Source organism: Micromonospora sp. CPCC 206171 (assembly GCF_036906755.1).
Classification (GTDB): Bacteria; Actinomycetota; Actinomycetes; order Mycobacteriales; family Micromonosporaceae; genus Micromonospora; species Micromonospora purpureochromogenes.
This window is the reverse complement of sequence record NZ_JBAKHT010000008.1, coordinates 25490-37282: the sequence shown is the minus strand read 5'-3', so window position 1 is coordinate 37282 and position 11793 is coordinate 25490. Positions and strand designations below refer to the sequence as shown.

The 11793-nt window shown below is 71.0% G+C and carries 13 protein-coding genes; 9 read left to right on the top strand and 4 right to left on the bottom strand.

Features of this window, described 5'->3' with window-relative positions; genetic code table 11:
- Nucleotides 1-351: 351 nt before the first annotated feature.
- Complete coding sequence (locus V6U89_RS12120) at nucleotides 352-1512, top strand: low temperature requirement protein A (RefSeq protein ID WP_334571006.1); 1161 nt, start codon at nucleotides 352-354, stop codon at nucleotides 1510-1512.
- Between the two features lie 515 nt (nucleotides 1513-2027).
- Here the strand turns inward: V6U89_RS12120 and V6U89_RS12115 are convergent.
- The gene (locus V6U89_RS12115) at nucleotides 2028-3044 is read right to left on the bottom strand and encodes a DMT family transporter (RefSeq protein ID WP_334571005.1); all 1017 of its coding nucleotides are present in this window, start codon (nucleotides 3042-3044) and stop codon (nucleotides 2028-2030) included.
- 73 nt (nucleotides 3045-3117) lie between these two features.
- Here V6U89_RS12115 and V6U89_RS12110 point away from each other — a divergent pair, with 73 nt between their 5' ends.
- Complete coding sequence (locus V6U89_RS12110; RefSeq protein ID WP_334571004.1) at nucleotides 3118-4062, top strand: LysR family transcriptional regulator; 945 nt, start codon at nucleotides 3118-3120, stop codon at nucleotides 4060-4062.
- Nucleotides 4063-4528: 466 nt separating this feature from the next.
- A complete protein-coding gene (locus V6U89_RS12105; protein WP_334571003.1) occupies nucleotides 4529-4975 on the top strand; it encodes a VOC family protein in 447 nt (148 codons plus the stop codon).
- 151 nt (nucleotides 4976-5126) lie between these two features.
- Here the strand turns inward: V6U89_RS12105 and V6U89_RS12100 are convergent, their stop codons facing one another.
- Nucleotides 5127-5963, bottom strand: a complete 837-nt coding sequence (locus tag V6U89_RS12100) for a hypothetical protein (protein WP_334571001.1) — start codon at nucleotides 5961-5963, stop codon at nucleotides 5127-5129.
- Here V6U89_RS12100 and V6U89_RS12095 point away from each other — a divergent pair.
- Both V6U89_RS12095 and V6U89_RS12090 read left to right on the top strand, forming a co-directional pair.
- Nucleotides 5953-6507 carry a hypothetical protein gene (locus V6U89_RS12095; protein ID WP_334571000.1) on the top strand — a complete coding sequence of 185 codons (555 nt, stop codon included), beginning with the start codon at nucleotides 5953-5955 and terminating at the stop codon, nucleotides 6505-6507. The genes V6U89_RS12100 and V6U89_RS12095 overlap by 11 nt on opposite strands.
- 9 nt (nucleotides 6508-6516) lie before the next feature.
- The gene (locus tag V6U89_RS12090) at nucleotides 6517-7416 is read left to right on the top strand and encodes a phosphotransferase enzyme family protein (RefSeq protein WP_334570999.1); all 900 of its coding nucleotides are present in this window, start codon (nucleotides 6517-6519) and stop codon (nucleotides 7414-7416) included.
- Between the two features lie 36 nt (nucleotides 7417-7452).
- Here V6U89_RS12090 and V6U89_RS12085 read toward each other — a convergent pair whose 3' ends face one another.
- On the bottom strand, nucleotides 7453-8001 hold the full coding sequence (locus tag V6U89_RS12085; protein WP_334570997.1) for a GNAT family N-acetyltransferase: 549 nt from the start codon (nucleotides 7999-8001) through the stop codon (nucleotides 7453-7455).
- A 129-nt stretch (nucleotides 8002-8130) separates the two neighbouring features.
- On the opposite strand from V6U89_RS12085, the gene V6U89_RS12080 reads away from it, so the two are divergent.
- Nucleotides 8131-8691, top strand: a complete 561-nt coding sequence (locus tag V6U89_RS12080; protein WP_334570996.1) for a hypothetical protein — start codon at nucleotides 8131-8133, stop codon at nucleotides 8689-8691.
- A 124-nt stretch (nucleotides 8692-8815) separates the two neighbouring features.
- On the opposite strand, the gene V6U89_RS12075 is transcribed toward V6U89_RS12080, so the two are convergent.
- Nucleotides 8816-9436: a pyridoxamine 5'-phosphate oxidase family protein gene (locus V6U89_RS12075; RefSeq protein WP_334570995.1), complete on the bottom strand. Its 621-nt coding sequence runs from the start codon at nucleotides 9434-9436 to the stop codon at nucleotides 8816-8818.
- A gap of 156 nt (nucleotides 9437-9592) precedes the next feature.
- Between V6U89_RS12075 and V6U89_RS12070 the strand changes: the two genes are divergently transcribed.
- From V6U89_RS12070 to V6U89_RS12060, 3 genes are read left to right on the top strand one after another with little or no spacing between them, the layout of a single operon-like run.
- On the top strand, nucleotides 9593-10099 hold the full coding sequence (locus tag V6U89_RS12070; protein ID WP_334570994.1) for a DUF2231 domain-containing protein: 507 nt from the start codon (nucleotides 9593-9595) through the stop codon (nucleotides 10097-10099).
- Nucleotides 10096-10644, top strand: coding sequence for an Hsp20/alpha crystallin family protein (locus V6U89_RS12065; RefSeq protein WP_334570993.1), 549 nt, complete (start codon nucleotides 10096-10098; stop codon nucleotides 10642-10644). The genes V6U89_RS12070 and V6U89_RS12065 overlap by 4 nt, the downstream gene beginning before the upstream one ends.
- Nucleotides 10645-10651: 7 nt before the next feature.
- The gene (locus tag V6U89_RS12060) at nucleotides 10652-11776 is read left to right on the top strand and encodes a glycosyltransferase family 9 protein (protein WP_334570992.1); all 1125 of its coding nucleotides are present in this window, start codon (nucleotides 10652-10654) and stop codon (nucleotides 11774-11776) included.
- The last annotated feature ends 17 nt before the right edge of the window (nucleotides 11777-11793 follow it).

The window sequence follows — 11793 nt, the reverse complement described above, 5'->3', positions numbered from 1 at the left end:
CAAGGGCTACCAGCCTCCCCGCACGGGGCCAAGGTCGTTCGGCTGGTCAGGCCTTGTCCCCGTCCGGGGAGGCTGGACGGTCGACGGCTGCCCGACGAGGAGATCCGCTCTACGACTCACCATCCAAGCCCCGCGCGCTAGGCGGGCTGTGGATGAAGTCAGCCCGTTCGGCTCGTACGCCTACTACGACCCGATCGACACCCTCCCCGAGGCCGGCCAGGCCTGGTGGGATGCCGACCGCAACGACTGAACCGCCCGCTCCTCCGGCCACCCCCGGCGTCGCCCCCACTACCCGGAGGTGATCGTCCTTTACGCCCTCGGACGGCCGCCGCCACCCGCTAACGTCACGCCATGCCGAGCGCGCCCCGCGACCAGAACGCCGACGCCGACGTCGCCGACCGCGCCACCCCCGTCGAGATTTTCTTCGACGTCGTCTTCGTCCTCACCGTCACCCAACTCGCCGGCCTGCTCGAGCACGACCTCAACTGGGCCGGCGTCGGCCAGACCGTCCTGATCCTCGAGCTGCTCTGGCACCTCTACAGCGGCTACGCCTGGCTCACCAACCACGTCCCACCCCGCCGCCCCGCCCGCAAACTCCTCCTCTTCGGCGGCATGGCCGGCTTCCTGCTCACCGCCATCGCCATCCCCGACGCCTTCACCGGCAGCGGCCTGCTCTTCGGCGTCGGCTACCTGATCGTGGTCACCATCCACATCGGCCTGTTCAGCCGCAGCACCCACCGGCCCGCCGTCCACGAGTTCGCCCCCTACAACCTCGGGGCCGCCGCCCTCGTGATCATCGCTGGCCTACTCACCGGACCGGCCGTGCCCGTCCTCTGGGCCGCTGCCATCTTCACCCAGACCGTCCTGCCCTTCCTGATACCCGGCCACTCCTGGCTCGGCGCCGCCGCGAGCTTCCACATCCGCCCTGCCCACTTGGTCGAACGGCACGGCCTGCTCGTCATCGTGGCCCTCGGTGAAATCGTCGTCGCCATCGGCATGGGCGCCCCGGTGGCCCACCTCAACCCCGGCGTCGTCGGCGCCGTCGTGATGGCCCTCGCCCTCCCGGCCACCCTTTGGTGGACCTACTTCACCGACACCGCAGCCGGCGAAGCCGCCCTTGAACACGCCGATGACGCCACCCGAACCCGCATGTCCGTCCGCGTCTACGTCCTCACCCACTTCGTGCTGCTTCTCGGCATCATCGCCACCGCCACCGGCCTGCACGCCGTCGTCGCCCACCCCGAGGCCCCCGCCGGATGGCCCGCCGCGCTCGCCCTCACCGCCGGCGTGACCCTCTTCCTCGCCGCCATCGCCGACATCCGCCACACCGTCGGCGTCGGACGGACCACCAGCCGCCTTGCCACGGCCGCGCTCGTCCTGGCCAGCACCCCCATCGGCCCAAGCGTCAACTCCGCCCTGCACCTGGGCGTCGTGATCATCCTGATGGTCGTCATGCTGCTGATCGACGGGCACCGTCCCGGCGCGCCACTCAGCCGTGCGGCGTGTACATGATCACCGCGACGCCGAGGAGGCAGATCGCCACGCCGGTCTGATCGGCGTAGTCGTCCACAAGATCATGTCATCTGGCGGTGATCACGGTTGGTTCAGAATCACTGTCTCCGCAGTCCGCATCCAGTCCGCAGGAGGGTGACGGACGGCAGGGGAGTGGTGTGAGATGCCGAGAGGCATCTCCGCTGCTGGACCCGCATGCGCCCAGGTCGTCACGGCGGCCAATTTGATCTCGTAATGCGTAGGTCGACGGTTCGATTCCGTCAGGCGGCTCGGTACAGAAGCCCAGGTCACAATGGCCTGGGCTTCGCCGCTTCCCCAGGTCGATCACGTCGCCGGTAGCGGTTCGAGTCCTTAGATAGTCCTTGTCCCGCCCAGCGAACGCTTCGTCCAGCCGGTTGGCGACCCGCATCGCTGCGCTAGCTAATGATCAGAAGAGGACCGCTGAGACACCCACGGCCATACGGCCCTTTCGCAGTGTCCGGGCTCAGCGGGCCGTGTTGCGGTCAAGCCCCTGATCAGGGGCGTTGTAAGCGCCTGGGCATGCCTGCGGGCACTGCTTCTAGCTGATCGAGACCGGCTGCCTCGCGGCGTTGAGGTCGGGTCGGCAGCCGGCGTGGCACTGCGCCACGGTGCCCGGGGCGTGCCCTGTGCACCTGTAAGGCAGCCACGGACGACAGGACGAGCAGGCCACCCGCTACCTGTACGGGGGTGAGGATCTCGTCGAGCGTGAGCGCCGCCAACGCCGTGGTGACGACCGGTTCGAACGTCGACAGGATGGCTGCGGTCGAAGGGCCCGTCCGCCGCAGGCCGGCGAAGAAAGTCAGCATCGCTAAGACGGTGGACACGACCGCGATGCACGCGAGCCAAAACCATCCCTGCAGCCCGAAGCTGAGGTCGACCCCTCCCCTCACGAGGGCGCGTACGCCCAGGGTGAGGGCGGCCCCCGCCATCACCAGCGCGGACAGCATCACCGGTGGCAGCCGGTGCACGACAGTGTCAGCAACAAGGATGTAGACGGTGTAGGTGACAGCGGCGCCGAACGCCAGGGCCGCCCCGAGCGGGTGGAAGTCCACATCGCCGGTCCCGAAAAGGACGAGCAGCGTCCCGCAGGAGGCGGCCACCAGTGCGGCGCAGCGGCCGCGTGTCAGGCGGTCCCGGCCCAGCAGGACGGCCGTGAGGGTGACCAGCAGCGGGTAGGTGTAGAAGACGAGGGACAGCAGCGAGGCGTCCATCAGCTCCAAGGCCGCGAAATACAGGGACGCCTGGGTGGCGTACCCGACAGCGCCCAGACCGAGGGCCGTCCCCAGCAGAACCAGGGTCACTCGAGCGGGACCCGTCCTTCGGTCTGGGCTCGCAGGGTCGCGCCGCAGACCCGGTCGCAGGAGCAGCAGCATCGCCAGCATGCCGGCGGCAAAGCCGAAGCGCACCAAGAGCAGCGCTCCGGGCGAGACGCCCGCGGCGTACGCGAGCTTCCCGAAGATCGCCATGGCGCCGAAGCACGCGGCTGACAGAAGGCACAGTGCGGGACCCATGTCCAAGAGCATCTGCGCCCCAACACTCCAGGTCCAGTGATGATATGTGGACGTGATTCGTTAGTCTTTCTGCATGGTCACGCTGGATCTTCGTCGGCTCCGTCTGCTCCGCGAGCTCGAGGAACGAGGGACCCTGGGCGCGGTGGCCTTGGCTCTCGGCTACAGCCCTTCCTCCGTGTCCCAGCAGTTGAGTGTTCTGGAGAAGGAGGTCGCCGCGCGCCTGCTCGAGAAGGCCGGCCGTGGTGTGCGGCTCACCGACGCTGGGCGTCTGCTCGCACAGCACGCCCGAGTCCTGCTGGCAGCAGCCGAGGCGGCGTCAGCCGACCTGGCCGCACTGGCCGGTGAGGTGCGGGGTACCGTGCGCGCCGGCGGTCTGCAGTCAGCCGCTCGTCGCCTGCTGGTTCCCGCAGTGGCACGCATGATGGTCGAGCACCCGCAGGTACGCACCGAGGTCTCCGAGCTCGAACTCGAACAGGCGCTGCCGGGACTGCGGCTCGGTGCGGTCGACCTGGTGATCAGCGACGAGTACGACGGTCACCCACGCCCCCGGCCGCCAGGGCTGCGGTTCACGCCACTACACGAGGAGCCACTGAAACTGGTCCTTTCACCCGGGCATCCGCTGGCCAAGCATGGGGGCCCCATCGCACTGTCCGCGCTGCGGGAAGAGGTCTGGGTTGCCTCCGACGCGGGCACCGGCCATCACGACATGGTCGTGGGAAGCTGCCGGTCCATCGGCGGCTACGAGCCCGACGTGCGGCACCGGTCCAGCGACGCGGACGTCCAGCTCGAACTCGTGCGCACCACCGGAGCCGTCGCGCTGCTGCCGGCGCTGACACTGCCCGCGGCAGACCCAGCCCTTGCGATTCGTGACGTCGCCGAGGAGAAGCTCGGACGTCGACTGGTCGTTGTCCTCCGAGACGGCCCCCCAGCTCCCGCGCTCGCGGCCTTCCTCGCCGTCGTTACCGAGCGGGCTCGCAGTCTGAAACAGAACCCCATGCACACCAGTCATGGGGGGTGATCATCGAGTCGACCAGGGGCGGACTCCCCGACGCGCTTCGGCAGTGGCGTATCCGATCATCGATGCAGACGGTTCTACGGATCAGATGGTCGCAGCGTTGCCCGTTTCAGTCCTCATCCAGTCCTCAAGAGGTCGAGCCCCGGCCGCCGACGCTGAGAGATGCCGAGAGGTCGCGAAGCCGCGCACCCAGGCGAGCAGCCACCGCCGCACTCACCCGACCACGGTGGCCACCGTTGGCGTACCGGCTTCGCTTCCACCTCGTGGACCAGCCCGTGACCGCGGCCCAAGCTGTCCGCCTGCCCGAAGACGCCATCGGGGCATCGCATCCATGAGGGATTCGAGGGGTTTTGTGGTTTCCAGGGCATTTGGGCGAGGACTGGTTGAGGATGGGCGCAGGGCCAGCCAAGGGCGCAGGAACCAGGGCGTTGACACGTCGCCTGCCAGCGCAGGAAGAGGAGCCGACAGCATGGACATGAAGCTGGAATTCGTCGTGCTGCCCGTCGCCGACGTGGGACGGGCCAAGGACTTCTACAAGGCGCTGGGTTGGCGGGAGGACATCGACGTCGGCGAGGGGGAGGGCCGGGTCGCGCAGATGACGCCGCCCAGGTCGGACTGCTCGATCATGTTGGGCCCCAGCCTCACCACGGCCGCGCCCGGTTCGATGCAGGGCCTGTGCCTGGTCGTCGACGACATCGAGGCGGCCCGCGCCGAGCTGGTCGGCCGCGGCGTCGACGTGAGCGAGGTCTTCCATGCCGCAGGCGGTGGCTTGCCCCTTGCCAACGGCCAGGGACGGACCCCCGGGCTGGCTCCGGACCGGGCGAGCTATTTCTCGTTCGCCTCGTTCAACGACCCGGACGGCAATGGCTGGTTCCTCCAGGAGGTCACCACGCGCTTCCCCGGCCGGCTGTGGTGAGTGCCGGGCCGGCGCTTCTCCAGCGTGAATGAGCAGGCCGGGCGCACCGGCCCAGCCGGGCTGGGAGCGAGCGCCGGCAGCAGCGAGCGCGGAGCGATCTTGCGGGGCCGTGCGGTCCGGGGGCCGAAACGGTCCCCGGACCGCCTGGACGTCAGAGCGTGAGCTGGCTCCACGTGTGACCGCCGTCGGTGGTGCGGTACACCGCGGCTCCTGACCATGCGGGTCCACCCCAGACCACCACGCCGTGCGTGGCGTCCTGGAAGTCCAGGTCGAGCATCGGGAGCTGCACGTCGGGGATCGCCAGTGGCGTCTCCCACGTCGCGCCGTTGTCGAAGCTGGCGTGCAACCAGCTCGCGCCCGCACCGACGCCGGCCACGACCGCGGTACCGGCCGAGGTCGTCGCGAACCCGGTGGTGATCCCCGTGGCGGGCGCGTACCCGAGCACGACGGGGGCCGCGCCGCCTGCCGACTCGACCAGCTGCTTCTCCATGTAGCCGCGCTCCGGTCTGAAGCTGCACATGCCCTCGACGTCATCGGGCTTGGTGCTGCTCAGCCGTACCGAGTCGTGCACCGAGCAGACCGGCTGGACCTCGGTCCAGGCACTGCCGTCGGCTGTCGACCACATCCGGAGCGATGTGTGGATCACGCCGAGGGCGACGTAGGCGGCCGAACCGTTGGTGGCGATGTCCCACCCGCCGCTGCCGGGCACCGCGACGCCGACCACCGGCTGCCAGTTGTCCTCGCCGAGGGGCGACGAGTAGAGCTGGGTGGTCCTGGTGCTTCCGACTCCGTAGGTGACGATCGCGTAGGCGTACCGGTCGGTCGAAGCCAGCTTGGCAATGCTGACCGAGCCGACAGCGCCGGGCAGCCGCACGCGCCGCCACGTGCCGGCACCGTCGTGGGTGGCCATGAGAGCCTGCCCGTCGGTGGTCCACCCGTCGAGCTTGTTGGCGAAGTGGATCTTCGTCTGGTCGGGCGTGGACGACACCCGTGAGGCGGCGCGCTGCTGCCAGGTCTGCGCGCCGTCCGAGGTGCTGACCAGGGTCGGGCATGAACCGGCCCGGCACGGCGCGAAGCCCAGCACCCAGCCGTCGGTGGGGCTGGTCCACGAGGTGGATGTGGGAGCGAAGCCGGCGGGCGCCGCCGTGGTCGGGGTCGCCGCCGGTGCCCGGTCGGTCGTGCTCGCCGAGGCGACGGACGGAGCCACCAGCATGGCGAGGGCCGTCGCCGTGCCGACGGACGCGGACAACCGGGAGTACCACGATCTGCTGGTCAGCGGTGTGCCAGCGATGGCGCTGCGTTTCACGCTATCTCCAACCTTGTTGATCAAATCGGTGCGGGAGGCGGTCGTGAGTGAAGGGAACTGGTCAGCTTCGACGTGGGCAATGGTTGGCGACCGGCACGTTGGTGCCATGACGCATATCGGCCACGATCGAGCCCTGGCATCCAAGCTGACGCCCCTGGTCGACGCTGGCCATCGCAGGAAGATCCCGCCCAAAAGTCGGTCGCCGGTCGCGGCCTTCGCTGCTTGACTGCACCGGGTGATCGCCGAGCAGAGGCTGCGTTGGTGTCTGGCCGACGCATGGGGCCTCGCCGACCCGACGGTGCAGCCGCACCACGGTGGCATGAACTCCGCAACGTGGTTCGTCACCGTCGGAGACGAGCGATGGGTCGCCAAGGCGGTAGCTCCCGGCTCCCGTCGGTCCCTGGTGGCCGGGCTCACGGTCGCCGGCCACGTCGCGACGGCAGGGGTTCCGGCGGGCGTTCCGGTGACGACCAGGCAGGGGCAGATCGTCGCGGATGTCGACGGCATTCCGCTCGCGCTGCTGCGGTGGGTCGACGGGGAGGGACTCTCCGGCCGTACCGTCGATGATCAACGGTTGATCGGCCGCACGCTCGGCCGGGTGCATCAGGTGTTGCGCGGTGTTTCCGTCGCGCACGCCGACCGATTCCACTGGTTGAACCTCCAGGCCACGCACCTGGCGGTCCGTCCCTGGATCCGGCCGTCGGTCTCGGCCGCGGTGGCGGCATACGAAGCTCTGGATCCATCGACTCTCACGTGGGGCCTGTTGCACACCGACCCCGCTCCCGAGGCGTTTCGACTGGATCGGCCGACCGGGACCTGCGGCCTGATCGACTGGAGCGTGGCGCTCGACGGTCCACTGCTCTACGACCTTGCCTCCGCAGCGATGTACGTCGGCGGTCCTCGCCACGCCGAATGCCTGATCGAGGCGTATCTGAAGTGCCGGACCGTCACCCGGGCCGAGGTGGAGCACGGGTTGTCGACGATGTTGCGCTTCCGCTGGGCGGTGCAGGCCGACTACTTCGCCCGCCGGCTGGCCGTCGGCGATCTGACCGGGATCAGCGGCAACGAGGAGAACGAGGACGGCTTGGAGGACGCCCGCCGATGGCTGGGCGGCTCAGCCGATCACGCCGACTGAGCGCACCGGCAAAGAGGGAGAGGCAGACGGGCCTGGCTAACCCTGCCACTGCTCGGCGAGCAGCCCGTAGATCAGGGTGTCCGTCCACTCGCCCTTGGTCCAGTGGTCCCGGCGCAGGTGTGCCTCTTTGACCATGCCCACCCGCTCACAGAGGCGCGCCGACGCCTCGTTCCGGGCATCGACGTGAGCGATGACCCGGTGCATGCCGCAGTGCGCGAAGGCCACGTCGATGACCGCGCGAACCGCCTCCGTGGCGAACCCCCGGCCGGAGACCGCCGGGTGAAAGGCCCACCCCATCTCGCCGCGGGACAGCGTCTCGTCGGCCGGCCACAGGATCACATCGCCGACGACCTCGCCCTCGTGCTCCGCCACCACCGCGAGACGGGACTCCGGCCCGGTGATCCCTGTGCTGGTGAGCCGCTTGGTGACCACCGTGGTGGCGAACTCCCGCGACCACGGCTCCCACGGGATGTAGCGGGCGACGCGCGGGTCGCTGTAGTACGCGAGCAGGGCATCGACGTCGTCGATCCGGTACCGGCGGAGGAGCAGTCGCTCGGTACGGATCGGCAGTGCCAGCTCAGACATGCCGCCCAGTATCAGCTCGCCGGTCTCACGGCGCGCTCCCGGGGCGCGAGCGGCCGTCGCGCGGGCGTGCCGCCGCCGGGTCCCTCCGGGGGTACGCGAACAAGTGACGCGTACGCCAAGGCTTCCATCGTGGACTGGTCGGCTCTGGGCGCAACGATCCTCACCCTCGCCGTCGGCGCGCTGATCGGCCTTGTCCCCTCCCTGCTGGTCGAGCGGCGCAAGGAGAAGCGCGAGCTGGCGACCCGCTGGGACGCCCCGCTCTACGAGCTGAGCGTCGAGTTCGCGTCCACGGTGCGGGTCTTCCGACACCTGACCGCCCGGATGACGGGCGCGCCGGATCCCGCCGCCCAGCACGACCGTACGGAGGAGGAGCGGCAGCGGTTGCTGGCCCTGCTGGAGCAGATCCGCCTGGTCGGCGACGAGCGCGTCCAGCGCGCCGCCCGGATGGTGGTACGCCATTCCTGGGCGGTGCTCCGCATCGCCGAGGGCCACGAGGACACCCGGGCGGCGGAGTTCGGCGGCGTGCCGCCGGAGACCAGGCTCAGCACCTCGTTGCACGAGTTCATCCGTGCGGTGCGGGTGCAACTGCGGGTGCCCGACCCGGAACGCATCGCCTCGGACGAGCCCGACGACTGGCCGGAGCTGACCGACGGTCAGCGACGGTTCCGCATCGGCCTGCCGCCCCGCTGAAGCGACCAACCGCCGTTCCGACAGTCGCCGGGTAGCGCTGATCCGTTCACGACATCAGCTCGAAAGGGACTGCAGGAGGCTCCGGGCGGCGACGCCGATGGCGTGATGGCGGGCCCGCCTGCCCCTACCCGACGTACAACGAGTTGAGGTATTCCGGGCCGTAGCGGCGCTCCAGGTCGGCGAGGCTCTCCGTGGTGTTCTCGACCTCCTTGATCAGCCTGGCCCGGGTCGGCAGCACGTCCGGCTGCCAGGTCTCCGGCTGCCACAGCTCGGAGCGGAGGAACGCCTTGGAACAGTGGTAGAAGATCTGCTCGACCTGGACCTCGATCGCGAGGATCGGCCGGTGCCCCTTGACCACCATGTCGTCGAAGTAGGGCGCGTCCCGCAGCAGCCGCGCCCGGCCGTTGATCCGCAGGGTGTCGGTCCGGCCCGGGACCAGGAAGATCAGGCCGACGTGCGGGTTGTCCAGGATGTTGCGGTAGCCGTCGGCCCGCCGGTTGCCCGGGCGTTCCGGGATGGCCAGGGTCGTCTCGTCCAGCACCTTGACGAAGCCGGCCGGGTCACCCTTGGGCGAGACGTCGCAGCTGCCGTCCGCCCCCGCCGTCGCGATCAGGCAGAACGGCGAGGCGGCCAGCCACTGCCGGTCCCGTTCGTGCAGTACGACGCGCTCCTTGGCGACCGCCCGGGGCATCGCCGCCCCCAGCAGGTCGCGCAGCTCCTCGTGCGAGGTGATCTCCACCGTCACGTCCGCCTCCCCCGTGCGTTGACCCCGGTGGCGGCCCCTCCGGACGCCGACCGCCGTCCGTCAGCCTAGGCGGGCGTGGCGAGCGCGAGGTTTGCCCACCGGAGCGGCGGGTACGGGCTCACACAGCGCCCCCCGAGCCGAGCAGTGGAGGCCCACATGGAGAGCCGTCTGAAGGTGCTCGGGCACCCCGTGCACCCGATGCTGGTGATGTTCCCGGTGGCGCTCCTGGTCGTCGGCACGCTCTTCGACATCGTCGACACCGTCGGCGGCCCCGACTTCCGCGGCGAGGTGGCGTACTGGAACATCACGGTAGGCCTGGTCGGCGGCCTGCTGGCCGCCGCGGCCGGGACGTTCGACCTGCTCGCCATCCCGGCCGGCACCCGCGCGAAGCGGGTGGCGCTCACCCACGCCGCCGCCAACGTGGCGGTCATCCTGCTCTTCGCCGCCGTCTGGGCGGTCCGGCTCAACGCCGACTCCCGGGCGGCCGGCGGCGCGCTGATCGCCATCGAGGTGGTCGGTGCGGCCATCCTCGGCGTCAGCGCCTGGCTCGGTGGCGAGCTGGTCGACCGGCTCGGCGTCGGGGTGGACCGGGAGGCCGGCCTCGACGCCCCCAGCTCACTGCGGCCCCCGGCGGCCACCCAGCGGATCGGAGACGTGCGATGACGGAACAGCCCAGCGGTTTCGGCCGTGGATGGCGGGGTCGGCAGCAGGGCTGGGACCCGATGGGGGAGCTCCAGTCGCTGCGGTCGGAGCTGAGCCGGCTGGTCGGCGGCCGGGGTGGCTCGTCGGACGTCCAGCTCACCGAGACCGCCGACGGCTGGGAGGTGGTCGTCCGGCTGCCCGGCGTGGCGCCCGAGGAGGTCGCCGTCGAGCTGGACGAGCGGGAGTTGTGCGTGCGCGCCCGCTCGGAGGCCGAGGTCAACGCCGACCACGGCATCCCGGGCGGCTTCGAGACCCGCGGCTTCGAGTACCGGATCGACCTGCCGTCCCGGGTGGACCCGGACGCCATCGACGCGGTGATGGACCACGGCCTGCTGCGGGTCCGCCTGCCGCGTACGAAGCGGGCCGCGCCGCGCACCATCACCGTCGGCCGCGCCGGCCACCGCGGCGGTCCGGCCGCCGGCGGTCCGGGCAGACTCGCCGATCCGGCGGCGGACCGGGAGATGCACCACCCGGACCTCACCGTCGACGAGATCGACCGGCCGTAGCGTCCGGGTGGCCACCGCGTCCCTGCTCGGCCCGGTCGGCGAGCGCGTGCCCGACGTGCGGCGCATCGCCGTGCTGCGCGCCAACGCGCTCGGCGACTTCATCTTCACGCTGCCCGCGCTGGAGTCGCTGCGGGCCGCGTACCCGGAGGCGGAGATCGTGCTGCTCGGCGCGCCGTGGCACGCGAAGCTCTGGCGCGACCGGCCCGGCCCGGTGGACCGGGTGCTGGTCGTCCCGCCGGCCCCCGGCATCCGCGATCCCGGCCCGGACGAGCCGCCCGCCTCGATGGACGACTTCCTGGAGCGGACGGCCAAGGAGGGCATCGACCTGGCGGTGCAGCTGCACGGCGGCGGGGCCAACTCGAACCCGCTGATGAGCCGGCTCGGCGCGCGGGTGACCGCCGGGCTGCGCGCCGAGGACGCGCCGCCGCTGGACCGGTGGATCCGGTACGTCTACTACCAGCACGAGGTGATCCGCTACCTGGAGGTGGTCGCCCTGGTCGGCGCGCCGGCCACCACCGTCATCCCCGCCCTGGCCGTCACCGACGCGGACCGGGCCGAGGCGCTGGCGGTGCTCGGGGAGCCGGACCGGCCACGGGTGGCGCTGCACCCCGGGGCCACCGACACCCGCCGGCGCTGGCCCGCCGGGCGCTTCGGGGAGGTCGCCCGGTCGCTGCACGGCGACGGGTACGAGGTGCTGGTCACCGGCACCCCCGCCGAGCGGGAACTGGTCGACGCGGTGGTCGTGGCGGCCGGTGTGCCGGTCCGCCCGCAGGTCGGCACGCTCAGCCTCGGCGGTCTGGCCGCCACGTACGCGGGGTGTGAGCTGGTCGTTTCCAACGACACCGGCCCGCTGCACCTGGCCGGGGCGGTCGGCACCTCGACGGTCGGCATCTACTGGCTGGGCAACCTGATCAACGGGGCCACGCCGCTGCGCGCCCGGCACCGGCCGATCGCCTCGTGGACCACGCACTGCCCGGTCTGCGGCGTGGACTGCACCCCGGGGATCTACCCGCACCGACCGGGCGACGGCGAGTGCCCGCACCGGGACTCGTTCGTCACCGACGTGCCGGTGGTGGAGGTGCTGGAGGCGGCCGCCGAGCTGCTCCGCCCGGAACCGGGCGCACCGCGCTGACCTGCCCCGGCGGCCCG

What these genes read in the sequence shown, in the direction of transcription:
- V6U89_RS12120 (WP_334571006.1), top strand. Translation starts at nt 352, where the DNA reads ATGCCGAGCGCGCCCCGCGACCAGAACGCCGACGCCGACGTCGCCGAC.
- V6U89_RS12115 (WP_334571005.1), bottom strand. Translation starts at nt 3,044, where the DNA reads ATGGGTCCCGCACTGTGCCTTCTGTCAGCCGCGTGCTTCGGCGCCATG.
- V6U89_RS12110 (WP_334571004.1), top strand. Translation starts at nt 3,118, where the DNA reads ATGGTCACGCTGGATCTTCGTCGGCTCCGTCTGCTCCGCGAGCTCGAG.
- V6U89_RS12105 (WP_334571003.1), top strand. Translation starts at nt 4,529, where the DNA reads ATGGACATGAAGCTGGAATTCGTCGTGCTGCCCGTCGCCGACGTGGGA.
- V6U89_RS12085 (WP_334570997.1), bottom strand. Translation starts at nt 8,001, where the DNA reads ATGTCTGAGCTGGCACTGCCGATCCGTACCGAGCGACTGCTCCTCCGC.
- V6U89_RS12070 (WP_334570994.1), top strand. Translation starts at nt 9,593, where the DNA reads ATGGAGAGCCGTCTGAAGGTGCTCGGGCACCCCGTGCACCCGATGCTG.
- V6U89_RS12065 (WP_334570993.1), top strand. Translation starts at nt 10,096, where the DNA reads ATGACGGAACAGCCCAGCGGTTTCGGCCGTGGATGGCGGGGTCGGCAG.